24 protein-coding genes are annotated in these 25,362 nt (G+C 72.5%); 12 read left to right on the forward strand and 12 right to left on the reverse strand.

What is annotated here, in order from left to right; translation table 11 throughout:
• Window positions 1–16: 16 nt before the first annotated feature.
• The 8 genes from ACIBG6_RS37650 to ACIBG6_RS37685 form a co-directional block, all read right to left on the reverse strand.
• Window positions 17–2,641 carry a hypothetical protein gene (locus tag ACIBG6_RS37650; protein WP_399227274.1) on the reverse strand — a complete coding sequence of 875 codons (2,625 nt, stop codon included), beginning with the start codon at window positions 2,639–2,641 and terminating at the stop codon, window positions 17–19.
• Complete coding sequence (pstS, locus tag ACIBG6_RS37655; RefSeq protein WP_399227275.1) at window positions 2,638–4,536, reverse strand: phosphate ABC transporter substrate-binding protein PstS; 1,899 nt, start codon at window positions 4,534–4,536, stop codon at window positions 2,638–2,640. The genes ACIBG6_RS37650 and pstS overlap by 4 nt, the downstream gene beginning before the upstream one ends.
• Complete coding sequence (pstA, locus tag ACIBG6_RS37660) at window positions 4,533–5,750, reverse strand: phosphate ABC transporter permease PstA (RefSeq protein WP_399227276.1); 1,218 nt, start codon at window positions 5,748–5,750, stop codon at window positions 4,533–4,535. The genes pstS and pstA overlap by 4 nt, the downstream gene beginning before the upstream one ends.
• A gap of 15 nt (window positions 5,751–5,765) precedes the next feature.
• A complete protein-coding gene (gene pstC / locus ACIBG6_RS37665; protein ID WP_399227277.1) occupies window positions 5,766–6,806 on the reverse strand; it encodes a phosphate ABC transporter permease subunit PstC in 1,041 nt (346 codons plus the stop codon).
• 78 nt (window positions 6,807–6,884) lie between these two features.
• Entirely contained in the window at window positions 6,885–7,256 is a 372-nt protein-coding gene (locus ACIBG6_RS37670) for a DUF1508 domain-containing protein (RefSeq protein WP_399227278.1), read from the reverse strand.
• A 206-nt stretch (window positions 7,257–7,462) separates the two neighbouring features.
• A complete protein-coding gene (locus ACIBG6_RS37675; RefSeq protein WP_399227280.1) occupies window positions 7,463–8,152 on the reverse strand; it encodes a PH domain-containing protein in 690 nt (229 codons plus the stop codon).
• Window positions 8,153–8,186: 34 nt separating this feature from the next.
• On the reverse strand, window positions 8,187–8,822 hold the full coding sequence (locus ACIBG6_RS37680) for a class F sortase (protein ID WP_399227281.1): 636 nt from the start codon (window positions 8,820–8,822) through the stop codon (window positions 8,187–8,189).
• Between the two features lie 216 nt (window positions 8,823–9,038).
• Entirely contained in the window at window positions 9,039–10,463 is a 1,425-nt protein-coding gene (locus ACIBG6_RS37685) for a hypothetical protein (RefSeq protein WP_399227282.1), read from the reverse strand.
• A 249-nt stretch (window positions 10,464–10,712) separates the two neighbouring features.
• Here ACIBG6_RS37685 and deoC point away from each other — a divergent pair, with 249 nt between their 5' ends.
• The 4 genes from deoC (at window position 10,713) to ACIBG6_RS37705 (ending at window position 15,439) form a co-directional block, all read left to right on the forward strand.
• On the forward strand, window positions 10,713–11,672 hold the full coding sequence (gene deoC, locus ACIBG6_RS37690; protein WP_317598598.1) for a deoxyribose-phosphate aldolase: 960 nt from the start codon (window positions 10,713–10,715) through the stop codon (window positions 11,670–11,672).
• Between the two features lie 5 nt (window positions 11,673–11,677).
• Complete coding sequence (locus ACIBG6_RS37695; protein WP_399227283.1) at window positions 11,678–13,114, forward strand: aldehyde dehydrogenase family protein; 1,437 nt, start codon at window positions 11,678–11,680, stop codon at window positions 13,112–13,114.
• Complete coding sequence (locus ACIBG6_RS37700) at window positions 13,107–14,003, forward strand: aldehyde dehydrogenase family protein (RefSeq protein ID WP_399227284.1); 897 nt, start codon at window positions 13,107–13,109, stop codon at window positions 14,001–14,003. Before ACIBG6_RS37695 ends, ACIBG6_RS37700 begins: the two co-directional genes overlap by 8 nt.
• Before the next feature lie 107 nt (window positions 14,004–14,110).
• The gene (locus ACIBG6_RS37705) at window positions 14,111–15,439 is read left to right on the forward strand and encodes a TerD family protein (RefSeq protein WP_399227285.1); all 1,329 of its coding nucleotides are present in this window, start codon (window positions 14,111–14,113) and stop codon (window positions 15,437–15,439) included.
• Between the two features lie 14 nt (window positions 15,440–15,453).
• Here ACIBG6_RS37705 and ACIBG6_RS37710 read toward each other — a convergent pair whose 3' ends face one another.
• Window positions 15,454–15,855, reverse strand: coding sequence for a hypothetical protein (locus ACIBG6_RS37710; protein ID WP_399227286.1), 402 nt, complete (start codon window positions 15,853–15,855; stop codon window positions 15,454–15,456).
• Window positions 15,856–15,916: 61 nt separating this feature from the next.
• On the opposite strand from ACIBG6_RS37710, the gene ACIBG6_RS37715 reads away from it, so the two are divergent.
• Window positions 15,917–16,612: an ATP-binding protein gene (locus ACIBG6_RS37715; RefSeq protein ID WP_399227287.1), complete on the forward strand. Its 696-nt coding sequence runs from the start codon at window positions 15,917–15,919 to the stop codon at window positions 16,610–16,612.
• 144 nt (window positions 16,613–16,756) lie between these two features.
• On the opposite strand, the gene ACIBG6_RS37720 is transcribed toward ACIBG6_RS37715, so the two are convergent.
• Window positions 16,757–17,476 (reverse strand): SigE family RNA polymerase sigma factor, encoded by a 720-nt coding sequence (locus ACIBG6_RS37720; protein ID WP_386296806.1) that lies wholly within the window; start codon window positions 17,474–17,476, stop codon window positions 16,757–16,759.
• Between the two features lie 169 nt (window positions 17,477–17,645).
• On the opposite strand from ACIBG6_RS37720, the gene afsQ1 reads away from it, so the two are divergent.
• From afsQ1 to ACIBG6_RS37745, 5 genes are all read left to right on the forward strand, one after another.
• Window positions 17,646–18,323, forward strand: coding sequence for a two-component system response regulator AfsQ1 (gene afsQ1 / locus ACIBG6_RS37725; RefSeq protein ID WP_017239746.1), 678 nt, complete (start codon window positions 17,646–17,648; stop codon window positions 18,321–18,323).
• Window positions 18,320–19,849, forward strand: coding sequence for an ATP-binding protein (locus ACIBG6_RS37730; RefSeq protein WP_399227288.1), 1,530 nt, complete (start codon window positions 18,320–18,322; stop codon window positions 19,847–19,849). The genes afsQ1 and ACIBG6_RS37730 overlap by 4 nt, the downstream gene beginning before the upstream one ends.
• Complete coding sequence (locus tag ACIBG6_RS37735; RefSeq protein WP_399227289.1) at window positions 19,846–20,634, forward strand: hypothetical protein; 789 nt, start codon at window positions 19,846–19,848, stop codon at window positions 20,632–20,634. The genes ACIBG6_RS37730 and ACIBG6_RS37735 overlap by 4 nt, the downstream gene beginning before the upstream one ends.
• A gap of 217 nt (window positions 20,635–20,851) precedes the next feature.
• The gene (locus ACIBG6_RS37740; protein WP_399227290.1) at window positions 20,852–21,430 is read left to right on the forward strand and encodes a VanZ family protein; all 579 of its coding nucleotides are present in this window, start codon (window positions 20,852–20,854) and stop codon (window positions 21,428–21,430) included.
• A gap of 92 nt (window positions 21,431–21,522) precedes the next feature.
• The gene (locus ACIBG6_RS37745; RefSeq protein WP_317598590.1) at window positions 21,523–21,723 is read left to right on the forward strand and encodes a PspC domain-containing protein; all 201 of its coding nucleotides are present in this window, start codon (window positions 21,523–21,525) and stop codon (window positions 21,721–21,723) included.
• 80 nt (window positions 21,724–21,803) lie between these two features.
• Here the strand turns inward: ACIBG6_RS37745 and ACIBG6_RS37750 are convergent, their stop codons facing one another.
• Together ACIBG6_RS37750 and ACIBG6_RS37755 are read right to left on the reverse strand one after the other, a co-directional pair.
• The gene (locus ACIBG6_RS37750; RefSeq protein ID WP_399227291.1) at window positions 21,804–22,184 is read right to left on the reverse strand and encodes a hypothetical protein; all 381 of its coding nucleotides are present in this window, start codon (window positions 22,182–22,184) and stop codon (window positions 21,804–21,806) included.
• Between the two features lie 172 nt (window positions 22,185–22,356).
• Complete coding sequence (locus ACIBG6_RS37755; RefSeq protein WP_399227292.1) at window positions 22,357–23,511, reverse strand: adenosine deaminase; 1,155 nt, start codon at window positions 23,509–23,511, stop codon at window positions 22,357–22,359.
• Between the two features lie 105 nt (window positions 23,512–23,616).
• Here ACIBG6_RS37755 and ACIBG6_RS37760 point away from each other — a divergent pair, with 105 nt between their 5' ends.
• Both ACIBG6_RS37760 and ACIBG6_RS37765 read left to right on the forward strand, forming a co-directional pair.
• Window positions 23,617–24,396: a GNAT family N-acetyltransferase gene (locus ACIBG6_RS37760; protein ID WP_399227293.1), complete on the forward strand. Its 780-nt coding sequence runs from the start codon at window positions 23,617–23,619 to the stop codon at window positions 24,394–24,396.
• Window positions 24,397–24,478: 82 nt separating this feature from the next.
• A complete protein-coding gene (locus tag ACIBG6_RS37765; RefSeq protein ID WP_399227294.1) occupies window positions 24,479–25,255 on the forward strand; it encodes an alpha/beta hydrolase in 777 nt (258 codons plus the stop codon).
• The last annotated feature ends 107 nt before the right edge of the window (window positions 25,256–25,362 follow it).

The following is a 25,362-nucleotide window of genomic DNA, read 5'->3' on the forward strand; positions in this document are numbered from 1 at the left end:
CGGGGAACCACCACGTTCAGTCGCTCTTCAGGTGACGAATTCCTGTCCTAGGTGAATCCAAGGGAATTCGGCGACGGCCGGCGAACCCCAGGACGGCAGGCCCCGCGAGGCCGGCGATTCCGCCGACGAGGAGGACCGCGAGAAGGACCCAGCGGATGACGCCGAGGACCTGGGAGGGGGTGCTGCCGGTGTCGGCGAGCTTCTCCCCCGGTGCGCCCCCGGAGCCGTTCCCGCCACCGCCGGAGGCCGGCGGCGGCGCCGAGGACGGCGGGGTGGTGGCGGCCGAGTTCGTGTCCGTGCCTCCGGCCGTACCGCCGCTCGCGCCCCCGCCGCCCGAGTCGGATCCGGCACCGGAGGCCGAGCCCGAGGCGCCCGCCGTGCCGCCCGACCCGGAGCCGGAGCCGGAGGACGAGCCGGAGCCCGTCGTCCCGCCGGACCCCGAACCGGACCCCGCGCCCGCCCCGCCGCCGGAACCGGAGCCTGAGCCGGAACCCGACCCGGAGCCCGCACCTCCGGTCGTCGTCCCCGGCCCCGCCGGGACACCGCGCTCCAGGCGGCCGGCCGCGGCCTCCGCCTGGAGCTTCAGCTTCGCGGGCATCGGCGCGTAGCCGAAGGGCAGCTCACCCGGGGCCGTGCCCTGCTGCTGCCCGGGCCCGGCCGCGTACCGCATCACGCGCGCGTAGTCCTTGCGCGCGTCGGCCGGCAGGCCGGTGGAGGCGGCTGCGTAGGCCACCATCGTCAGTGGGTAGGCACCGTCCTTGGCCCGCGCGGGGTCCGGGGCGAGGACCCCGGGCACGGCCGAGTCCTTGAACTGCTCGACGGCCTTGAGCATGGACGAGGCCGTGGGCCGGACGTATGTGCCGTCGGCGTTCGGCAGGGCGGCGATCTGGAGCTGGTAGCGGGATGCCGAAGCCGCGTCGGTGAGGCCGTAGGCGCGGCGGGAGCCGGGGAAGACGTCGCCGCTGACGAGCTTCAGACCGTTGGTGGTCGAGTCGTGGACAGCCCGGTCCTTGGCGTTGTTGGTCCCTCGCCGGACCCAGCGGGCGGCGTCGTGCATGTCGATCGCGTAGGGCGAGCGCTCGGTGATCCCGTACCGGATCTTCGACTCGCCGTCGACGAGTTCCGTCTCGGTGGGATCGGCCTTGGGAAATTCGTCGGACCCTTCGGTGACAAGCCCCAGATCCTTGAAGTAGGGATTGATTTTCATCCCCCAGGGGTCCGGATTCCCTTCGAGGAAGGCGCGCGCCTCCGCATCGCTCCGCAGATAGTCCCAGACGACCCTCGTGGTGTCGGAGCGTTCGGCGGAGAGCAGAATTCCGCCCGGATAGTTCGCCGCTCCCTGCACGACCCGCTGGAAATCCGGATTGAGCTTGTGGAACTCCGGATCCAGGACGATGGACGCCGGGTTCTCCTTCAGGTGGTCCGGCACCGGAGCCGTGTTGCTGAGGAGCCGGATGTCGTACGGATACGAGTGCGTGAGCAGCTTCGCAAGGAGCCGGGCGCTCAGCTTCAGGTCCTTGACGAGGCCGATCTGGTGCGCTTCCCAGTAGAGACCCACGGTGAGCGCGTTGACGGCGACCGGCGCGTGGACGAAGCCCGCCTTCTCCCCGCCCTCCACCGGCTCTACGGTGAAGGCGAGGCCGGGTGAGGTGGAGGTGGGGTGCAGCAGATTGCCCCGGGCCAGGTCCTCGCCGCGCTGGGTGAAGGTGAAGCGGGTGGTGCCGTCCGCGCACAGCGCCGCCTGCCAGGACGTGATCGCGTCCGTGACGAGCTCGGAGCCCGTCATACGGCGCTCCGCCTTGTCGGCCGGGCATGCCTCGCGGACCGGCAGGAAGTCGAGCGGGAAGACGATCCGCTGGTTCCAGTTGGTCGTGGAGAACGCCGAGGTGTGCGGGCGGTGGTTCGTGCCGGTCGAGCCGTCCGGCTCGTGGGAGCCGCGTGGCACGACGACGAGCCAGCAGCGCCGTCCGGTGACGTTCTCACCCGTGCCGACGGGGTCGCCGCAGCCGAGGTGCGGGGCTTCCCGCGTGGACTGGAGGTTGACGGCCGCCTCGCCCGTGCCGTCGGGCTGGGTGGTGACGAAGAACTCCTCGTTCGTGTCGTTGGAGCTGAAGTACGTCCAGTCGGTGGCCTTCGTCGTCGGCGGGCCCGAGACCGGGGTGAAGGGAATGAACGGGTCGGACATCTGCCCCGGGTACTCCGGGCTCGGGATCGGCTCGTCGTACTCCCGCTCCAGCGGGTCGGTGCCGACCACGAGCTCACGGCGGGCGATGTGCGTGCCGTAGTTGCCTCCGTTGGTCGCCCCGGCGCCGAACTGGCACTGCTCCCGCTTCGGCCCAGCCGGATCGTCGCCCCAGCACTGCATGATCTGGAGGTAGTCCGTGGCGGTCCCCTGCGTCGGCTTCCCGCCCTTCCACGTGACCTTCAGGCCCTGCGCCCGCAGGTTCTCCGTCTGATGGACGGTCACTTCCAGGCCGGAGAAGTCGTCGTACGGGCCCGCCGTGCCGCGCTTCGTCATCGCCGAGCTCTTCGGCTCTGCGGCGACCGCGACGGTGTCCCGCGGCAGCGGGACCAGGGCGAGGGCGACGGCGGCGAGGAGCGCGCCGAGGCCGGCGGTGCGGCGTCGGGTGGTGGTCCTCATCGGATGCCTCCGTCGCGCCGGGCGCGGGCCGCGAGGGCGCGGCCGACGAGCGGGGGTGCGATGACCGTGGCGAGCAGCAGGACGGCGGAGAGGGCCATGAGCAGCCCGCGCAGTCCGGCGCCCGTGTCGGCGGCGAGGGTGACCGGGGTGCCGACGATCATGCCGCCGCCGGAGTCCTGGCCGGTGCCCGTGCCGCCGCCGCCCGTGGCGCCGCCGTCGGAGCCCCCGGCGAGGAGCTCGCCGGTGTCGGGGTCGACGGCCGCGCCGCCGGTCCCGGAGCCCGTGGCGCCTCCGCCGGTCGAGGCCCCGGAACCCGAACCCGTACCGCCCCCGCCGGTGGCGGAACCCGAGCCCGTACCGCCTCCGCCGGTCGAGGACCCCGGGCCCGAGCCCGTACCGGAGCCGCCGGTGCCGGAGCCCGTGGCGCCTCCGCCGGTGGAGGAACCCGAGCCGCCGGAGCCCGAGCCCGTACCGGAGCCACCGCTCCCGCTCCCGTTCCCGCCCGTCGACGTCGCGGAGGTGGAGCCACCGCTGCCGGAGCCGCCGTTGGCGGTCCCGCCCCCGCTCGACCCGCCGTTGTTCACCGGCGTGGCCGTGCCGCGCGCGCCGCCCGTGCCGTCGGCGCACTGGGTCGCGCCGCGCTTGTCGCAGTCCTTCGGCCTCGGCGCGTTCTTGGCGAGGGTGTTGGTGCCGTCCGCCGAGAAGGTGGGGTTGCGGCAGTCGGAGAGGTCGACGGCGCCGGTGGGCGCCCCGGGTATCCGGCGGACCTGTTCGAAGCCGGCCTGGACGAGGTTCCTCGGCAGCGGCGAGTAGCCGAGCTCCTCGGCCTGCTGCTGGCCCTCGCAGAGGAAGTAGCGGGCGAAGGTGCCGAGCGAGCGCCCCTTCTCCTGGGTGTGCGGGGCGGTCTCCGTGGTGGGGACGACCATGTAGCTGTAGCTGGAGAGCGGGTAGCTGCGCGCGTCCCTCGACCGGTAGACGCCGTCGAGGATCTGGGTCAGGTAGTCGGTCGAGGACTTGTTCTCGTTGATGCGGGCGTCGAGCAGGGCGACGGCGACACTGGAGGCGGTCGGTTCGACGTAGTACCCGGCGGAGTTGAGGATCTTGGCGACCGGGAAGTGGGCGTTCACCGCGTACGAGTACTCGACGTAGGTGATGGCGCCCTCGCCCTGCGGCTGGCGGACGTGCGCGGAGACGCCGAGCGAGCCGGACTTGGCGACGGCCGTGGCACCGGGGGCGACGGGGAAGTAGGACGTCATGCCGCAGGGCGTCTGGCGGCCCGCGCGCCGGCAGTAGTCGTCCCAGACGCCGCCGTGCTCCTTGGCGAGCCAGGTCGTGAACTGGGCCGTGGTGCCCGAGCCGTCGGAGCGCACGACGGGCACGATGCGGCGAGCCGGGAGGGTGAGGCCGGGGTTGTCGGCCTTGATCTCGGGCGCGTTCCACATGGTCAGCTGCCCGGTGAAGATCCGGGCCAGGACGGCGCCGGAGAGACGCAGGTTGGTGACCTGCCGGCCGCCTATCCGGAGGTTGTACATGAAGGCGGTGCCGCCGGCGACGATCGGCATGTACGCGTAGCCGCGGCGCGGCGGTACGTCGGTGGCGTTGCCGTCCTTGAGGCCGTACGGGATCTCGGAGACGGCGAAGTCGACGGTGCCGTTCTTGAACTGCTCGCGGCCCTGGGAGGAGCCGTTGGCGTTGAAGTTGACGGTCAGCCCGATGTTGGCGCCGATGTTGCGGCGCCACTGCTCGACGGCGTTGGAGCTCCAGGTCGAGCCGGAGCCGGTGATCTTGGTGTACCCGGCGGCCTGGGCGGCGGGCGGGTGGACGAGGAGGGCGAGCAGCGCGCACAGGGCGGCGGCGAGCCCCAGGAGGCTGCGGGTGGCGGGGACGGGTCTCACGGCGTACTCCTCGACGGTGCGGGTACGGATCGGCCCGGACGGGGGCCGGCGGCCTGCCGGGCCGCGTCCTTCCGGGACGCCTCGGCCCTGCGCCGCTCCTGGCGCTTCGTCAGCTGCCCGGGGCCGCGGCCGCCCGCGATCCGGGCGAGGACGAAGAGCAGCAGGACGAGCAGCATGAGGACGGCGGCGGTGCCGAAGCCGCGGGCGATCATGTTCGGTTCGGGTGACTTGACGAGCTCGAAGGTGGCGAGCGGCAGGGAGACCTGGGCGCCGGAGGTCGGCAGCGCGTTCAGCTCGGCGGTGAAGCCGGCGGTCAGCAGCACGGGCGAGGTCTCCCCCACTCCGCGCGCGGTGCCGAGGATGACGGCGGTGGTCAGCCCGGAGCGGGCGGTCGGCAGGACGACGTGCCAGACCGTGCGCCAGCGCGAGGACCCCATGGCGTACGAGGCCTCCCGCAGCGTGCCGGGGACCAGCCGGATGACGACGTCGGCGGCGCGGATGATGATCGGGAGCATCATCACGGAGAGGGCGAGGGCGGCGGCGAAGCCGGACCGCTCCGTGCCCAGGGCCAGGATGACGGTCGCGTAGATGAAGAGGCCCGCGACGATCGACGGCAGCGCCGTCATGGCCTCGACGATCGTGCGGACCAGGCGCGCGAAGGGTCCTGGCACCTCGTTGAGGAAGACCGCGCAGACGATGCCGGAGGGCACGGTGAGCGCGAGGGCGATGCCGACCTGTTCGAGGGTGCCGACGACGGCGTGCAGGATGCCGCCGACGTCGAGGGGTTCGAGGGGCCCGGCGAGGCTCATGTCCTCGGTGAAGAAGTTGAGGTGGACGAGGGCCTCGCGGCCCTCCCACAGGGTGAAGGCGACGACGAAGACAAGGACGACGAGGAGCACGAGCCCCAGGCTGCGCACGACGACCCCGGCGATCCGGTCCCGGACGGCGGGCCCGTCCTCGTCGAAGGAGACGAGGAGCGCGTAGAGCCCGAGGAAGAGGACGTACGCGACGAGGACGAAGCCGACGGCGCCGCTGAAGGGCAGCAGGCGGGCGAAGAGCAGCCAGGTGAGGGCGAGCGAGGCGACCGCGGCGCCGAGCACGGCGTACACGTCGGTGGGGCGCACGCTGCCGGTGGAGCGCCGCCGCTCGGGTCCGGGCGGCGGGGCGGGTGCGGCGGGCGGGCTCAGCCGTGGCCGCTCGGGGGCGATGGTCATGTGGTTCGGGTCCCCTTAGGCGTCGCTGGTGGCGCCGGAGCGGCTGCGGGCGACGATGGACGAGGCGGCGAAGTTGACGATCAGGGTCATGACGAAGAGCGCGAAGCCGGCGGCCATGAGCGCGGACATGCCGAAGGGGGTGGCCTCGCCGTAGCGCAGGGCGATGAGCGAGGACACCGAGCTGGTGCCGGTCTGCAGGACGTGCCACTGGATGGTGAAGACCTGCGAGATGACCATGTAGACGGCGATGGTCTCGCCGAGGGCCCGGCCGAGGCCGAGCATGGTGCCGCCGATCATGCCGCCCCTGCCGAAGGGCAGGACGACGCTGCGGATCATGCCCCAGCGGGTGGCGCCGAGCGCGTAGGCGCCCTCGCGTTCGCCGGCCGGCGCCTGGGAGAAGACCTCGCGCATGATCGAGCAGATGATCGGCGCGACCATCATCGCGACGACGAGGCCGGCGACGAAGGTGGACGAGGTGTAGACGGTGGGCGGGGCGAGCGGGTCGTCGGGGTCGGCGCCGTCGACCCGGAGGAACGGGATCCAGCCCAGGTAGGCGGAGATCCAGCGGGCGATCGGGAGGATCGACTCCTCCAGCCAGAAGACGCCCCACAGCCCGTAGACGACGGAGGGCACGGCGGCCATGAGGTCGACGGTGGAGACGAGCGTGCGGCGCAGCCGGGGCGCGGCGTACTCGGAGATGTAGAGCGCGGCGCCGGTGGCGAGCGGGACGGCGACGACGATCGCGACGAGGGCGATGAGGACGGTGCCGAGGAGGACCGCGGCGATGCCGAAGCGTCCGGCGTCGGGCTCCCAGCTCTCGGTGGTGAGGAAGGAGAGTCCGGCGCGGTCGAGGGCCTGCCAGGCGCGCAGGAGCAGGAAGCCGCCGACGAGGAGCATGACCGCGAGGACGAGGCCGCCGCCGGTGCGGGCGACGGTGCGGAAGACCCGGTCGGGAAGGCCGGGGTCGGCGTGGAGCCGTCGCGGCGTGTCGGGCGGCGGGTCCGCCGGTTTGCCGGCCGGCGGTCCGGGCAGCGGGTCAAGGGTCTCGGTCGTCACGGGAAGGACGTAAGTCCCGCCTGGTTGACGTGTGCGCCACGAGACGTGAACGAGGGGCGTGCGCGGGGCAACTTCCGTTCACCATAAAGCGGTTGTCGTCCATCGCTGGCCTTCGGCGGCGAGCAGGGCGCGGAAGCGCTGGTACGCGGTACGGCAGGTGGAGTGCCGCTCGTAGGAGCGGCCGGAGAGGGCGGTGGTCCGCCCCTCGGTGTCGCGCAGCAGCCAGACCCAGCCGTTGCCGTCGGCGGTGTGCTGCACGCCGCCGGCCATGGTCTCGTGTCCGGCGCACAGGGCCAGGAAGGCGTCCCTGCACCCGTCGTGGTCGTCGTAGCAGCCCCCCGACCGCGCGACGACCCGTCCGTTCTGGGCGACGAGTCGCCATCCGTAGCGCCCGTCGGTCCCTAAGTCGACCAGACAGCGCGTCGTGGACACACCGGTGTCCTTGGTCATCGCCCCCACCCCCACAGTCTCGGCAAGCGCAATCTATTGAGACGGGGGTGAAAGTTGGGTGCTAAACCAATTGCCGGTGGCACGCTTCACCGGACCGTTGCCCCTTGGACACCGGCGACGTGGGCACCCCGCCCCGGGGCCCGGGCGGGGGCGGAGGGGGCGGGTCGGCCGGTCGGCGGTTGGCGGTTGGCTCCTCGCGAGGAGGGTCAGCCCGTGGCGAGGAGGATCACGAGGAGCAGCAGCCCGGCGACCGCGGGGCCGATGATCTCGTACGCCCAGCGCACCTGCGGCGCGCCCTGCGCACCCGGGTCACCGGCGTGCAGCTCGGCGAGGTCGCGCAGATCGGCGATGGTCTGGTCGCTGGGCGCGGTCCGGGACGCGTTGTCCCGCACGTCGGCGGTGACGGAGGTACGGCCGTGGGGATCGTCCTGCGAGGCGCGGGCGGCACGCCGCGCCGCCTTCTTCCGCTGCCGCAGCGAGACGGGGACGGCCCACAGCTGGTACTTGGCGCCCTCCTGGGTGAAGACCTCGCTGGAGTAGCCGGCGCGGATGTCGGCGACCGAGGCCCAGGGCAGCGTGATCGACCGGAACGGGTTGCGGATGCGGAGCCGCCGGTCGTTGACGTACACGGCGGGCCGGATCGTGAACGCGACGATCAGCGGGACGACGAGGACGATCCCCGCGAGCGCGACCCAGGGGGTCCTGCCCTCGCCGCGGAGCAGCGCGTCGCCACCGAAGAGGACCGCGAGGATCAGCAGGAACACGCCGCTCGCGATGCCGAGGGGCGAGCGGAAGACGCGGTCGGCGAACTGCTGCCCGGCCTCCGGCTTCGGCTCGTGGCCCGCCTTGGGGGTCGGCTCAGGGGTCGGCTCGGGGGTCGGCTCCGGGGTCGTCATGCCGCCGATTCTGCCTCAGCGGGCCGCCGAGGGCTCAGGCGGCCCGCGTGGCCACGAGATCCGCGTACAGAATGATGTTGCCGGGCCGGTGGCCTTCGACCAGCTCTCCGCCGCAGGTGACGAGGCGCAGCTCGGGGCGCGTGGTGTCGCCGTACACCTTGGCCGTCGGGAAGGTCTTCTTGTCGACCTGCTCCAGCTCCCTGACACGGAACACGGCGACCTTGCCGTCCGCCCGGGTCACGGCGATCTCGTCGCCCACCCGGACCCGCGAGACGTTCTTCAGGACGGCGGGGCCGCGGGCGGTGTCGAAGTGGCCGATGAGGACGGCGGGGCCGGTCTCGCCGGGCGTGACGCCCTTGTCGTACCAGCCGATGCGGTCGGCGTCCGCGACCGAGGGCACCTCGACGGTGCCGTCGGCGGCGAGCCCCAGCTCCAGGACGGGGCCGGTGTCCACGCCCGCGCTGGGCACCTGGACGCGGACGGGCAGCGAGCGGGCCAGCGGCCGGGCGGGGGCGGTGCTCGCCGTCGGCGCGGGCGCGGTGGCCTCGGCGACGCGCGCGGGCGGGGCGGCGGCGGTGGGCGCGGCCCCGGCCGAGCAGCCGACGAGCCCGGTGAGGGCGGCCACGACGAGGAGGGCCGCGGTGGTACGAGAACGGGGACGGGCGCTCACGGGACGACTCCGGACGGGGTGTGACCGGCCGCCGCGTGGAGGGCGGCGGCCGGTCCGGGGTGGGGTGCTCCTGCTCGGGTCAAGGGCGAGGAGACGAGGGACGGCTCGGACGAGACGGCTCGGACGAGGCGATCGGACGAGACGGCTCAGGCGACACGGCTCAGGCAAGACGTCTGAGGCGAGACGGCTCGGACGAGACATCTCAGGCGAGACGGCTCAGACGCGGGCGGCGGACCGGCGGCGCAGGGCGACGAAGCCGAGGCCCACGGCGGTGGCCGAGGCCGCGCCCGCGCCGACGGCGATCAGGGCGGTGGAGCCGCCCTCGCCACCGGCGGCCTCGGTGCCGAGCTCGGCACCGGCCGCGACGCCGCCGCGCGGGATGACGGAGGTCTGGCCCGCGTGCACGGTGGCGCCGGTGCCCCCGGCCTTGCCGGTGCCGTTCGTGACGGCGCCCTTGACCGGGGCGAGCTTGCAGCCCTTCGGCAGCTTCGGGAAGGCGTGCGTGGCGCCCTTGGCCGTGCCGCCCTCGACCTTGGTGTACAGCGACGGAGCGGTGCTGTTCGCGTCGACGATCCGGGCGACGATGCCGGCGCTCTTCGGCAGCGCGGGGTGCTTCCGGTCGAGCGTCGCGAAGACCTTGTCGGCGCCGTTGGCGTCCGCGGTGGTGAGCTTGGCCTTCGGGCCCTGCGGGCTCATGATCAGCTTGGCCTTCGCGCCCGCGCCGATGCTGACGGTCGAGGCGATCGTGCACGCGCCGAGCGTGTCCTTGTCGACCGGGGCGGGCTCGCCCTGTCCGTTGCCGCCCATGCCGTACGGCTGCGGGGCGGCCTGCTTCGACGAGCCGGGGACGTAGGCGGAGAAGGAGCCGCCCTCGTCCAGGACGACGACGGCCTTGCCGAAGAAGTAGACCTTGCTGCCGCCGTGGACGTAGATGTAGCCGCTGCCCTTGTCCGTGGCGGGGTCGATGAGCTGGAGGCCGAAGACGCCGTTCTTCTTGCCGAGCTCGACGACGGTGCCGTCGGCGAGCCGGTAGATGCCGGGGACGCCGGGGGCGGTGTTGCCGATCCAGTTGTGGCTGGTGCCGTCCGGGTTCAGGACGAGGAACTCGCCGTTGTCCTGCCCGGCGACGGAGCGGGTGTTCGCGTCGAGGACACCGACCGGGTGACCCTGGCGGAAGAGCTCGGCGCGGTAGTGCAGGGCGTTGACCTTGTAGATCTTGGCGACGGTGCCGGTGATCAGGGTCTGCGTACGGACGAGCGTGCCCTTCGCGGAGCCCGCCGACGGCGCGGCGGCCGTGGCCGAGGTCGCCGGAGCCGAAGTCGCCGGAGCCAAGGTCGCCGGGGCCGAGGTCGCCGGAGCCGTCGTGGCCGGAGCCGAGACAGGCGGAGCCGCGACGGTCGCTGTCGCGGTCGGAGCCGGGGCGCCCGGCTTCGCGGCCGGCTTCGTGTCCGACTTCGCGTCCGACTTCCCAGCCGACTTCGCGTCCGACGTGCCGGCCGACGTCCCCCGCGACGTCCCCGCCTGCTGCGCGGCCACCGGCCCGTCGACGGCGAAGGCGGCACCGGCGGTGAGCGCCGGAGTGGTGATCGCGACGCCCGCGACGAGGGCGACGGCGACGGCGGTGCGAAGGGCGGTGCGCATAACGACTCCTGTGATTCAGGTGAGTGGCGGGCGAGTCGCATGCCGCTTTTTCTCGGTCCGACTGATTCCGGTGAGGTCTGGCTGGCTGCAAGAAAAAATCTAATGATCTTGTATTCAGGAGTCGTCCGCTCCATGTCACGGGCCTGTGACAGGAGTCACCACGCCGCACGACCCCCTGTGACCTCGGGCTCCATGACAGAGCTCCCCTGTACAGGTCGCTACGCGCGTAGATATGCTCGACTGGTGACCATGCCCACCACTGCATCCGCAGCTTCCGCATTCGCCGACGTGACCGCGTCCGACGGTGCGCTGCGCCGCTTCCTCCACGGGCTGCCCGGCGTCGACGCCGTCGGCCTGGAGGCGCGCGCCGCGTCCCTCGGCACCCGCTCGATCAAGACCACGGCGAAGGCCTATGCCATCGACCTGGCCATTTCCATGATCGACCTGACGACGCTCGAAGGCGCGGACACCCCGGGCAAGGTCCGGGCGCTCGCCGCCAAGGCCGTCAACCCCGATCCGACCGACCGCACGACCCCGACGACCGCCGCCGTCTGCGTCTACCCGGACATGGTGGCCACCGCCAAGGCCGCCGTCGCGGGCTCCGGCGTCAAGGTCGCCTCGGTCGCCACCGCCTTCCCGGCCGGGCGCGCCGCGCTCCCCGTGAAGCTGGCCGACACGGCCGACGCCATCGCCGCGGGCGCCGACGAGATCGACATGGTCATCGACCGTGGCGCGTTCCTCTCGGGCCACTACCTGAAGGTCTACGAGCAGATCGCCGCGATCAAGGCGGAGTGCGGCGACCGCGCCCGCCTCAAGGTGATCTTCGAGACCGGCGAGCTGTCCACGTACGACAACATCCGCCGCGCCTCCTGGCTCGGCATGATGGCCGGCGCGGACTTCATCAAGACCTCGACCGGCAAGGTCGCGGTCAACGCCACGCCCGCCAACACCCTGCTCATGCTGGAGGCCGTGCGCGACTTCCGCGCGCAGACCGGCGTGCAGATCGGCGTGAAGCCAGCCGGCGGCATCCGCAACACCAAGGAAGCCATCAAGTTCCTGGTGCTCGTCAACGAGACCGTGGGCGAGGACTGGTTGGACAACCACTGGTTCCGCTTCGGCGCTTCCAGCCTGCTCAACGACCTGCTGATGCAGCGCCAGAAGCTGGCGACCGGCCGTTACTCCGGCCCCGATTACGTGACGGTGGACTGATCAACATGGCATCTGTATTCGAGTACGCACCGGCGCCCGAGTCCCGGTCCGTCGTCGATATCGCCCCCAACTACGGCCTGTTCATCGACGGTGAGTTCGTCGAGGCGGCCGACGGCAAGGTCTTCAAGACCGTCTCCCCCTCCACCGAGGAGGTCCTGTCCGAGGTCGCCCAGGCGGGCGCCGAGGACGTGGACCGCGCGGTGAAGGCGGCGCGGAAGGCCTTCGAGAAGTGGTCGGCGCTGCCCGGCTCCGAGCGCGCCAAGTACCTCTTCCGCATCGCCCGGATCATCCAGGAGCGCAGCCGCGAGCTGGCCGTCCTGGAGACCCTGGACAACGGCAAGCCGATCAAGGAGACCCGCGACGCGGACCTCCCGCTGGTCGCCGCGCACTTCTTCTACTACGCGGGCTGGGCCGACAAGCTCGACCACGCCGGCTACGGCGCGAACCCGCGCCCGCTGGGCGTGGCGGGCCAGGTCATTCCCTGGAACTTCCCCCTCCTCATGCTGGCGTGGAAGATCGCCCCGGCGCTCGCGACGGGCAACACGGTCGTCCTGAAGCCGGCCGAGACGACCCCGCTCTCCGCCCTGTTCTTCGCGGACATCTGCCGCCAGGCCGGGCTGCCGAAGGGCGTCGTCAACATCCTTCCCGGTTACGGGGACACCGGCGCCGCTCTGGTCGAGCACCCGGACGTGAACAAGGTCGCCTTCACCGGCTCGACCGCGGTCGGCAAGTCCATCGCGCGCTCGATCGCCGGCACGGACAAGAAGGTCACCCTGGAGCTGGGCGGCAAGGGCGCGAACATCGTCTTCGACGACGCCCCCATCGACCAGGCCGTCGAGGGCATCGTCACCGGCATCTTCTTCAACCAGGGCCAGGTCTGCTGCGCGGGCTCGCGCCTGCTGGTCCAGGAGTCGATCCAGGACGAGCTGCTCGACAGCCTGAAGCGCCGCCTCTCCACGCTCCGCCTCGGCGACCCGCTGGACAAGAACACCGACATCGGCGCCATCAACTCCTCGGAGCAGCTGGCCCGCATCACCTCGCTGGTGGAGCGGGGCGAGGCGGAGGGCGCCGAGCGCTGGACCGCCCCCTGCGAGATCCCGTCGGCCGGTTACTGGTTCGCCCCGACGCTCTTCACGGGCGTCACGCAGGCGCACACGGTCGCCCGCGACGAGATCTTCGGCCCGGTCCTGTCGGTGCTGACGTTCCGTACGCCGGACGAGGCCGTGGCGAAGGCCAACAACAGCCAGTACGGCCTGTCCGCCGGCATCTGGACGGAGAAGGGCTCCCGCATCCTCGCGGTCGCGTCCAAGCTCCGCGCCGGTGTCGTCTGGGCCAACACGTTCAACAAGTTCGACCCGACCTCGCCCTTCGGCGGCTACAAGGAGTCGGGCTTCGGCCGCGAGGGTGGCCGCCACGGTCTGGAGGCCTACCTCGATGTCTGAGCAGCAGACGCGTCTCAACGTCTTCAAGACCTACAAGCTGTACGTCGGGGGCAAGTTCCCCCGCTCCGAGAGCGGCCGGGTGTACGAGGTGACGGACTCGAAGGGCAAGTGGCTGGCGAACGTGCCCCTCTCCTCCCGCAAGGACGCCCGTGACGCGGTCGTCGCCGCCCGCAAGGCCTTCGGCGGCTGGTCGGGCGCGACCGCGTACAACCGCGGCCAGGTCCTCTACCGCGTCGCCGAGATGCTGGAGGGCCGCCGCGATCAGTTCGTCCGCGAGGTCGCGGACGCGGAGGGCCTGTCGAAGTCGAAGGCGGCCGTGGTCGTCGACGCGGCGATCGACCGCTGGGTCTGGTACGCGGGCTGGACCGACAAGATCGCCCAGATCGTGGGCGGCGCCAACCCGGTCGCGGGCCCGTACTTCAACCTGTCCTCGCCCGAGCCGACCGGCGTCGTCACCGTGGTCGCCCCCCAGGACTCGTCGTTCCTGGGCCTGGTCTCGGTGATCGCCCCGGTGATCGCGACGGGCAACACGGCCGTGGTGATCGCGAGCGCGAAGTCCCCCCTCCCCGCCCTCTCCCTGGGCGAGGTGCTCGCCACCTCCGACCTGCCGGGCGGTGTCGTGAACATCCTCTCCGGCAAGGCCTCCGAGATGGGCCCGCATCTGGCGGCCCACCAGGACGTCAACGGGATCGACCTGACGGGCGCGACCGAGGGCGACCTCGCCCGTGACCTGGAGATCGCGGCGGCGGACAACCTGAAGCGCGTGCTCCGTCCCCGTACCGAGGACTTCGCCGAGTCCCCGGGCACGGACCGCATGACCGCGTTCCTGGAGACCAAGACGGTCTGGCACCCGACGGGCTCCCTGGGAGCCTCGGGCTCGTCGTACTGACTCCGCCGGAACGGCCCCCCAGGTGTACGCACCCGGGGGGCCGTTCCCGTTCCCGACTCTTCTCGTGGGTCTTGCCCCACGGGCCCCTGCCAGCGCAAGATCCGATCATGATGCGGGGATTGATCAAGGGGGACAACGCCTTCGTCCCGACGGTGCCGCTGCGCGTCGCCGTACGGCACGGGGTCGACGTCGCGGCGCTGCTGCTGACGGAGCAGGGCAGGGTCCGGGGGGACGCCGACATCGTGTTCCACGGTGCGCCGGTCCATCCGTCCGGCGCGGTGCGGCTGGCCGACGGCGAGGACGGCACGGTGTGGCTGGAGACCGGCCTCACGGCGGTCGAGGAGGAGATCTCCCGCGTCCTCGTGGTCGCGTCGAGGGAGAACGGCGCGCTGCGGGACGTGCGCGACCTGTCCGTGGAGGCGTTCGCACCGGACGGCACGACGGTCGTGGGATACGAGGTGACCGACGCCGGCGGCGAGACGGCGATGGTGCTCGCGGAGCTGTACCGACGGGCGGGCGGCTGGAAGTTCCGCGCGGTGGGCCAGGGGTACCTGGACGGGCTCGAACGCCTGGCGGAGGACCACGGCGTGGACGTGGCGGAGGAGCCCTCGCCCGCCACCCCGGTCACAGCCCCACCCGCCGTCCAGACGCCGCCCGCCGACCCGGCCCCGGCCTTCGCGCCGCCTCCGGCACCCGCACCCACACCCACACCCACACCCACGGTGGTGACTCCCCCGCCCGTGCCGAAGCTGCATCCGCCGGACCGGACGTTCGGGGCCGTCTTCGAGCCGCACACGCTCAGCGGCCGACACAACGAGGTCATCACTGTCGAGGACCTCCCGCCGGGCCCGGTCCTGGTCGAACTCGCCGTCGAGAGGGACGGATACACCGGCCTGTGGCCCCTCGACCAGCGCAACAAGGAGGGCGACTACCTCGTCAACAGCGGAGAGGACGACTTCCAGGGCCGCATGCTCACCACCGTCCCCGGGAACGGGCGGCTGCGGCTGAAGCTGACGGCGGACCGGCCCTGGCGGATGCGGATCCTGCCGCTGGCAGCGGCCCGGCGCCTGACGGAGGACGCCCTGGAGGGCCGTGGCCCGGACGTCCTGCTGCACACGGGAGGGGTGGCCGACATCGGCTTCCACTACCGCGGCAAGGAGAACTTCATCGTCTACCTCTTCGAGCTGACGGGGCACGACGACCCCACCACCCTCCCGGAGCCGGGAGGCCCCCTCGTCAACGAGGTCGGCAGGCACCGGGAGACCGTGCCACTGCCCGAGGGTCCGCTCCTCGTCCAGCTGCAGTTGGCCGACGGCCCGTGGCGCGCGCGTCTGAAGCGGCTGCAGCCCCACAGCGGACGGACGGACGACGGCGGCCCGGTGAAGCTGCCGGAGCCCCGCAGGGCGCAGGGCTGGCTCCGCCGGGGCAGGCACTGAGCCTCCGCCGCCCGTCAGCCGGGAAGCAGCTGCTGCGTCAGCGGACCCGCCACCGGCAGGTCCGCGACCGCCCCGCCCTGCGTGAGGTGGTCGGTCACCAGGTTCGTACCGACGGGCTTGAAGTCGGCGACCTGGGTGCCGAGGCCGTTGGCGAGCGGGTCGACGCCCGTCTTGGCCAGCGGGTCCAGCTGAAGGCGGGTCAGCGGGCCGACGCCGTGGGTGACGCCGCTCAGCGCGCCCGCCCCGGCCGCGGAGGCGTCCGTCCGGGTCAGCGAGTCGACGGGCAGCGGCACCGGGGCGACCGCCTGGGCCGCCGCGCCCGCGCCGAGCACCGCGGCACCGGCCGCCGTGACGGTGAGCCCGGCCTTGAGCAGGGCGCTGCGACGGGGGGTCCGGGGTTCTGCGTGACGCGCCATGATGTTCCTTCCGAGGCTTCCACGGGGTAATCGATCGGACACCGACAGTAGTTGAGGTGTGATGCTCGATACCAACGGCCTTCCTCGGGGGTCCACCGCACGGGGGAATGGTTCACACTGGTGTCCCGTGAGTTCCCTACCGATCCCGACCCGCGTCGTCCTGCTCTCCGGCCCGTCCGGCTCCGGCAAGTCGTCGCTCGCCGCCGTCGCCGGCCTCCCGGTCCTGCGCCTCGACGACTTCTACAAGGAGGGCGACGACCCGTCGCTCCCGCTCGTCGACGGCAGCGCGGACATCGACTGGGACTCGCCACGGTCCTGGGACGCGGAGGCCGCCGTCTCCGCCATCGTCGAGCTGTGCCGTACGGGGCGGACCGACGTCCCCGTGTACGACCTCGCCACCAGCTCCCGCGTGGGCCGCGAGCGGCTCGACATCGAGCGGACCCCGCTGTTCGTGGCGGAGGGGATCTTCGCGGCCGAGATCGTGTCCCGCTGCCGTGAGCTCGACGTCCTCGCCGACGCGCTCTGCCTCCGCGGCCGACCTTCGACGACGTTCCGCCGCCGGCTTCTCCGGGACCTCAGGGAGGGCCGGAAGTCCGTGCCGTTCCTGCTGCGCCGCGGCTGGCGCCTGATGCGCTCCGAGCGGGGCATCGTGGCCCGCCAGACGGAGCTGGGCGCCCACCCCTGCGCCAAGGACGAGGCCCTGGGCCGCCTCGCCGCCGCGGCGGCGGGCCGACACCGCACGCCGACGGCCCTCTGAGCGCCGGCGCCCGGGCACCACACGAAGCGGGTCGTACGAGCCCCCCAGCTCGTACGACCCGCTTCTTTTCCCCCGTACCCCCGTACGGTCTCCCCGCAGGCCCCGTTTCCCCCGTAGGCCCCCGTGGGTCTTTCCCCCCGGCCTTCAGGCCACCAGCTCGCCGAAGGACTCTTCCTCGTCACGGCCGAAGCTCAGCACCTCGTCCTCGCGCAGTCGCCGCAGCGAGCGCCAGATGCTCGACTTCACCGTGCCGACACTGATGTCCAGGATCTCCGCGATCTCCGGATCGGTCCGGCCCTCGTAGTAGCGCAGCACCAGCATCGTCCGCTGGAGCTCGGGCAGCCGGGCCAGCGCCTGCCACAGCACGGCGCGCAGCTCCGTGCCGCGCATCGCGTCCGTCTCGCCGACCGTCTCGGGCAGTTCCTCGGTCGGGTACTCGTTGAGCTTGCGCCGGCGCCACGCGCTGATGTGCAGATTGGTCATCGTCCGGCGGAGGTAACCGCCGACCGCGGCCTTGTCGCTGATCCGGTCCCAGGCGCGGTACGTGGAGAACAGCGCGCTCTGGAGCAGGTCCTCGGCCTCGAAACGGTCACCGGTCAGGTGGTAGGCGGTGGCGTACAGGGAGGCACGACGCTCCTGGACGTAGGCCGTGAACTCGGCCTCCGAACAGGAACGCTCCCCCGTGACCTCCCCGTACGCCGCTCCCCCGTCAGCAACGGCCACCATGTACGGCGCCTTGCGCTGACGCCCGACGCTGCGAACGCACCCCCGCCCGTTCACCGCGCCGGACTTCTCGGTGCTCCGTACGACGTCGTGGAGACGCGTGACTACTGCGCTTGAGGTGGTGCTGTGCAGTGCGTTCATCGTGCGCCCCCCGTCGGTTGGAGTGTGTTTCGGTCCGTGTGCCAAGAAGCTTGCCCATCGGACTTCATGGCGGTGTCCGCCGACTGTCACAGCCGTGTCACAGGGGACGGAACAGAAGCGAGTCCACGAGCGGTCGTCCTCGGACGGCCGCATGCGACAGAATGACTGCGTGCCTTTTCTGCTGCTGATCGAGGACGACGACGCCATCCGCACGGCCCTCGAACTCTCCCTGTCCCGGCAGGGCCACCGGGTGGCCACCGCCGCGACCGGTGAGGACGGCCTCCAGCTGCTGCGTGAGCAGCGGCCGGACCTGGTCGTGCTCGACGTCATGCTGCCCGGCATCGACGGTTTCGAGGTCTGCCGGCGCATCCGCCGCACCGACCAGTTGCCGATCATTCTGCTGACCGCGCGCAGCGACGACATCGACGTGGTCGTGGGCCTGGAGTCCGGGGCCGACGACTACGTCGTGAAGCCGGTGCAGGGCCGGGTCCTCGACGCCCGCATCCGGGCCGTACTGCGGCGCGGCGAGCGGGAGTCGACGGACTCCGCGACGTACGGCTCGCTCGTGATCGACCGGTCCGCGATGACGGTCACCAAGAACGGCGAGGACCTCCAGCTCACCCCGACCGAGCTGCGGCTGCTCCTGGAGCTGAGCCGGCGGCCCGGCCAGGCGCTCTCCCGGCAGCAGTTGCTGCGGCTCGTGTGGGAGCACGACTACCTGGGCGACTCGCGGCTCGTCGACGCCTGTGTGCAGCGGCTGCGCGCCAAGGTGGAGGACGTGCCGTCCTCGCCGACGCTCATCCGCACCGTCCGCGGGGTCGGTTACCGGCTGGACGTTCCTGCGTGAGCAAGGGGATCCTCGCGCGGCTGCGGCTCTCCAGCCTGCGGCTGCGGCTCGTCGTCGTCTTCGCCCTGGTCGCGCTCACCGCCGCCGTCGCCGCCTCCGGCATCGCGTACTGGCTGAACCGCGAGGCGGTGCTCACCCGTACCCAGGACGGGGCGCTCAACGACTTCCGGCAGGAGATGCAGAACCGGGCGGCGACGCTGCCGCTGCGGCCCACCGAGGACGATCTGCGGCGGACCGCCGAGCAGATGGCGAGCGGAAGCGCCGGCTACCAGGTGCTGCTGCTCGGCGAGCGGGCCGTGGGCAAGCCGATCGTCGGCGCCTCCGACCCGGACGACTTCACGCTCGCCGACGTGCCGCGCCCGCTGCGGGACGCCGTGGACACCGAGCGGCCCGTGACGGAGGCCAACCCGTATCCGTACCACCTGTTCTGGCAGCGTACGGAGCGGGACGGGACGCCGTACCTGGTCGGCGGGACGCGGATCGACGGCGGCGGGCCCGCCGGCTACATGTTCAAGTCGCTGGCGGCCGAGAAGGCCGATCTGAACTCGCTCGGCTGGTCGTTGGGGATCGCGACGGCGCTCGCCGTGGCCGGGTCCGTGCTGCTCGCGCAGGTCGCGGCGACGACCGTGCTGCGCCCGGTGCACCGGCTCGGCGAGGCGGCCAAGCAGCTCGGCGAGGGGAAGCTCGACACCCGACTGAGGGTCACCGGCGCGGACGAACTGGCCGACCTGACCCGGACGTTCAACAGCGCGGCCGAGTCGTTGCAGAAGAAGGTCGCGGACATGAGCGCGCGGGAGGAGTCCAGCCGGCGCTTCGTGGCCGACATGTCGCACGAGCTGCGGACCCCGCTGACCGCGCTGACCGCCGTCACGGAGGTCCTGGAGGACGAGCAGGACTCGCTCGACCCGATGATCGCCCCGGCGGTGGCGCTGGTGGTGAGCGAGACCCATCGCCTCAACAACCTGGTGGAGAACCTGATGGAGGTGACCCGCTTCGACGCGGGCACCGCCCGGCTCGTCCTCGACGAGGTGGACATCGCCGACCAGATCACCGCGTGCATCGACGCGCGGGCCTGGCTGGACGCGGTCGATCTCGACGCCGAGCGCGGGATCGTGGCGCCGCTCGACCCGCGCCGCCTCGACGTGATCCTGGCGAACCTCATCGGGAACGCACTGAAGCACGGCGGCTCGCCGGTCCGGGTCTCGGTGCGTACGGAGGACGACGAGCTGGTCATCGCGGTGCGCGACCACGGCCCCGGCATCCCCGAGGAGGTGCTGCCGCACGTCTTCGACCGCTTCTACAAGGCGAGCGCCTCCCGGCCCAGGTCGGACGGGAGCGGGCTCGGCCTGTCGATCGCGATGGAGAACGCCTTGATCCACGGCGGTTCGATCACGGCCGCCAACTCGACCGGCGAGGACGGGGCGGTGGACGGCGCGGTGTTCGTGCTGCGGCTGCCCCTGGACGCCTCGGGGATCACCCGCGAGGTCCAGACCCGCAGCAGCCAGGGCGAGGTGGAGGAAGCGTGAGGCGCCGCACCTTCGGCCGTACGGCAGATGGCCGGTCGACCGGTGACCGACCGACCGGTGACCGACCGGCTGGTGGCCGGTCGAATCGTGGCCGTTCGAATCGTGGCCGATCGGTCGGTACGGGCGTCCTGGCGGCCGCCGCGCTCACCGCGCTCGTCACGGGCTGCGGCATCAGGACGACGTCCGTCCCGGTGGACGCGGGCGCGGCCCCGTCCCGGGTGCCGTGCAGCGTGACCGGCGAGAGCGCCTCGGCGACGGCCGCGCAGGGGGTGCCCGTCCGGGTGTTCCTGGTGTGCGGCTCGCAGCTGGAGGCCGTGGACCGCAGGACCCCGCTGCCGGAGGAGAAGGCGGGCGGCGATCCGGTGGTGACGGCCAAGGGGCTGCTCGCGCAGCTCCTCGCCGAGCCCTCCGACGACGAGCGGCACGCCGGGTTCACGACCGCGGTGCGCGGTCCGCTCGTGGTCGGCGGCGGAGACAAGGGCGACCCGGCGGGCACGCTGCGGCTGAGCCGGCAGCCCGAGGACCTGACGCCGGTCGCGCTCTCGCAGATCGTCTGCACCTTCTCGGCGAGCTCGGCGGGCGCGGGCGACCACACGGTCCTCCTCGCCGGCCCCGGCCCGTACGCGCCGAAGCGCTACCAGTGCACGACGGAGCTGAAGGAGCGTCCGGAGTCCACTCCTGCGACGACCGCACCTCCGGCCGCGGCGACGGCCACCCCGACGGGTACGGAGACGAGCGGTACGACGACCGGCCCGGCGGTCCCGGGGACCACGCCCGCGGGGTGATCCCGGCGAACGGTCCCGCGGGGTGATCCCGGCGGACAGCCCCGCCGGACGGGCCGCTGCGGGCAGGACCGCGTCCCCGGTGTCGCCCCTGGCACCCGCGTCCCGGTGCCGGCCGAGGGCGCCCGCGGCCGGTCCGACGGCCGGTCCGGGGTGCGGCTCCGCCGTCCGGCGCCGACGCGGCGGAACCGATTCCGCCGTGGTGGGCGTCTTGGGGGGCGTGCAGCGTCAAGGTTCGGGCGGCAGTGCCGCCGTGGTCGTCCGCGTGGTGGGGTTCATCGGCCTCCTCGCGCATCTGCTGCTCGTCGCCTGGGTCAGCCTGCGGCCACGCGACGTGGCCTGGGTGACCGCGCCGAACACGATCCCGCTGGCCGGGCTCCGGGCCGATCTGGCGCTCGGCGGCGCCGAGGCGGCCCGGCTGATCGGCGAGGGACTGCTGCTCCTGGCCCCGCTCGGGGTGCTGCTCCCGATGGCCGACGGGCGGCTCGACGTCTCCCGCTGGGCCTCGCTGGCCCGGACGACCGCCGCCGGCGCGCTGGTGTCGCTGGCCGTGGAGCTGCTGCAGACCGCCGTACCGGGTCAGGTCGTGGACGTGGACTCCGTACTCCTCAACACCGCGGGCGTGGCGCTCGCCCATGTCCTCCTCGTGCCGGTCGGCCGGGCGCGGCTGCGCCGCAGGTCGGCGGCACCCCCTAGGTCTTCCGCGGGGACGGGGCCGGGTGAGGGTGCCCCCCTCCTGCGGAACGAGACGCCTCAGGGTTCGACCCCGACGATTCCCAGGGTCCCGATCGCCCGGTAGACCGACGCTTCGTCCCCCCTCCCCGCGGCACCATGGAGTCATCGGGAGCCCGACGGAGCGGCTCCCGGAAAACGATTCCGAAGGAGCCCACCATGGCCGCTCTCGTCCGCCCTCGTGAAGGACGCATGATCGGTGGAGTGTGCGCGGCGCTGGCCCGGCGCTTCGGCACCTCCGCGACGACGATGCGCGTGATCTTCCTGGTCTCGTGTCTGCTGCCCGGCCCGCAGTTCCTCATCTACCTGGCGCTGTGGGTGTTCCTGCCGCAGGAGAAGAGCGCGAGCACGGCCTGGTAGTCCAGCGCGCAGCCGCACACGCCGAAGGGGCGCGTGCCCGGGATTCCGGGTGCGCGCCCCTTCGGCGTGTGCGGCTGAGGTCAGCCGAGGGCGCCGCCCACCGGCAGGCCGCCGAGCAGGCCCAAGACCGGGCCGAGCGGGGTGGCGCCGAGGCCGCCGGCCGCCGCGTCGAGCGGGAGGTTCTGGGTGGCCTGGGTGGCCTGGCCGGCGGCGACCGGGAGCTGCTTCACGCCCTGGTCGACACCCTGGCCGAGGGCGCCCTGACCGGCACCGAGGGACTCGCCGGCGCCGTCAGGGAGCGTGGTGAGACCGTCACCCAGCGGGACGGCCTGGGTCACCGTGCCCAGCGCGTCGGCGCCGACCGGCAGGGACGGCGCTGCGGAGGCCGTACCCGCGGCGGCGGCGGCGAAAGCGGCACCGAGAGCGGCGACACCGAGCTTCTTGGCGGCAGACTGCTTCATCTGAAAATCTTCCTTGGGGAATCCGGGGGCTTCGGGGAAAGCCGGGAGGGGAAATCCTGGGAATGCAGAGCGGCTCTGCAACCTAACCAGTGGGCGACCCCTCCGCAAACACCGGAAAGCGACCGGGTGTCGCGCCGACCCGGTCGCTCCGCACCTTTCCGCAGGACGGCCCTCAGCCCTCCATACGGGAAGCTTCGCTGGTCGCAGCGGTCTGCTGGAACAGCCATTCGGACTTGAGCTCGGCATATCCGGGCTTGATCACGTCGTTGATCATGGCCAGGCGTTCATCGAAAGGAATGAACGCTGATTTCATCGCATTGACGGTGAACCACTGCATGTCGTCGAGCGTGTATCCGAATGCGTCGATCAGCAGCTCGAATTCCCGGCTCATGCTCGTGCCGCTCATCAGCCGGTTGTCGGTGTTGACCGTGGCACGGAAGTGCAGCTTGCGGAGCAGGCCGATCGGGTGCGCGGCGTACGAGTCGGCGGCGCCGGTCTGGAGGTTGGAGGTGGGGCACATCTCCAGGGGGATCCGCTTGTCGCGGACGTAGGCGGCGAGCCGGCCGAGGCGGACCGAGCCGTCCTCCGCGACCTCGATGTCGTCGATGATCCGGACGCCGTGCCCGAGCCGGTCGGCGCCGCACCACTGGAGCGCCTGCCAGATGGAGGGCAGCCCGAAGGCCTCGCCCGCGTGGATCGTGAAGTGGTTGTTCTCCCGCTTGAGGTACTCGAAGGCGTCGAGGTGGCGGGTGGGCGGGTAGCCGGCCTCGGCGCCCGCGATGTCGAAGCCGACGACGCCGGTGTCGCGGTAGCGGTTGGCGAGTTCGGCGATCTCCAGGGCGCGGGCGGCGTGCCGCATGGCGGTGAGCAGGGCGCCGACCCGGATGCGGTGGCCGTTGGCCCTGGCCTGCCGCTCGCCCTCCCGGAAGCCCTCGTTGACGGCCTCCACGACCTCTTCGAGGGTGAGACCGGCCTCCAGGTGCTGCTCGGGGGCGTAGCGCACCTCCGCGTACACGACCCCGTCCTCGGCGAGGTCGACCGCGCACTCGGCGGCGACCCGGACCAGGGCGTCACGGGTCTGCATGACGGCGCAGGTGTGCGCGAAGGTCTCCAGGTACCGCTCCAGGGAGCCGGAGTCGGCGGCCTCGCGGAACCAGATGCCGAGCTTGTCGGGCTCGGTCTCGGGGAGCTGTTCGTAGCCCTGGTCGCGGGCGAGTTCGATGACCGTGCCGGGGCGCAGGCCGCCGTCGAGGTGGTCGTGGAGCAGCACCTTCGGGGCACGGCGGATCTGGTCCGCGGTGGGGACGTTGGGGGTCTGGCTCGTCATTGCCGCACTCTAGCCCCTACGCGCGTAGAGCGCGCCTCGTGGCGCCGTATCCGCACCCGGATTTCTCACGTGCGTGGCGACGACCGACCCACCTAGTCTGCCCGCATGACTTCTCTGACCACCGACTCCGAACTCCCGCGCGTCCACGGCTTCCTGTCCGCCTTCCGCCGTCGGCAGGCGGCCCGTACGGTCGACTTCCCCGGCGGCTTCGCGGTCTTCGACGAGGCGTACGCGCTGTCGCGGGGGAACAACCACCTGCTGGTCGACGGGCCGGTCGACCCCGAGGAGCTGCCGGGCCTCGCGGACGCACTCCAGGGCTCCCTCCCGTACCGCCATGCGCAGGTCCTCGACGAGGAGGTCGCCGCGGCCTGCCGGGAGCCCATGGAGCGGGCCGGGTACGGGCACTCGACCTCCCTCGTCATGTGCCACCGCGGCCCGGTGCCCGCCCACGGCGGGGCGCGGGAGGTGGACCTGGACGTGCTGCGGGAGCCCGCCATCGCCTCCTGGAGCCGCTTCGCGCCGGACGCCTCGCCGGAGCACGTCCGCGACATGGTGGAGCGGCGGGCGGCCCGGCGGCGGGGCGCCGAGGTCGTACGGTTCCTCGCCTCGTACTCCTCCGACGGCGAGGTGGCGGCGTGGGTCGACCTCTACATGGACCCGGCGGCCGGGATCGCGCAGATCGATGACCTGGTCACGGCCGAGGCCCACCTCGGGCAGGGCCACGCGGGCGCCGTCCTGGACACGGCGCTGCACCTGGCCGCGGACGCGGGCTGCACCACCCGCTTCCTGACGGCACGCCCGACGGACTGGCCCCAGCGCTGGTACGGCCGCAAGGGCTTCGAAGCCATCGGGACCGCGACCCGCTTCGAACGGGCTTCGGGCTAGCGGCCGTTCGGTCCACCGGCGATACGTAACGGTGACCGCGTGTACGGGTGGCGTACACCTCGGCTTCTGAGACTGTTCCACCATGGCGCACTACGCACTCGTGGGGCCGTCCGAGGCCCGGAGACCCCGGCTCGGCCGTCCCGTTGGAGGTTCCCGGTCGGCGGCGGTGGGCGGCGTGGTGCTGCTGCTGCCCGACGGTGAGCCGATGTCGGGACGGCGCGCTTCGGCACGGGCACATCTGGGGGTTCTGCCGCTCGGGCGGGCGCTCGTCAGGGCCGGGCGGGCCGAGGGGCTCGTGGGGCATGTGGTGCGGTATCGGGGCCGTGGGTGGAACGGCACGGACGCGGAGCTCGCGGCGGACGCCTCCTGGGCGGTCGCGGAGGCGGTACGCCGGTACGGCGACGTCCCGGTCTGTCTCGTGGGCCACGGGATGGGGGCGCGGGCGGCGCTGCGGGCCGCCGGGCACGACGCGGTCGGCGCGGTCGTGGCGCTGGCGCCGTGGCTGCCTGAGGACGACGTGGCGGCGGAGCCGGAGCCGGTGCGGCAGCTGGTGGGGCGCCGGGTGCTGATCGTGCACGGCACGAACGACGCCCGTACGGATCCCGAGTTGTCGTTCCGTTTCGCGGCGCGCGCGAAGAAGGCCAACCGCGACACCTGCCGCTTCGAGGTCCACTCGGACGGGCACGCGCTGCGCCAGTACGCGGCCGAGGTCCAGGCGCTCGCCGCGGACTTCGCCCTCGGCTCGCTCTTCGCCCGGCCGGTGGCCCGGCCCGTGACGGACGCGCTGGCCGCTCCCCCGCCGCTGGGTCTGCGGATGCCGCTCGCGGCGGGGTTCGGGGGCTCGTACCCGCGGCCTTAGGCCGGACAAGGCCTAGGGGGCGTCTTGTCGATCATCGGTCGAGCCAGATGAGGGTGCTGGCGAGGGTGATGGCGGCGAGGTAGCGGTCGGGGTGTTTGTCGTAGCGG

The sequence above is a fragment of the Streptomyces sp. NPDC050842 genome, from assembly GCF_044456565.1.
In the GTDB taxonomy this organism is placed as follows: Bacteria; Actinomycetota; Actinomycetes; order Streptomycetales; family Streptomycetaceae; genus Streptomyces.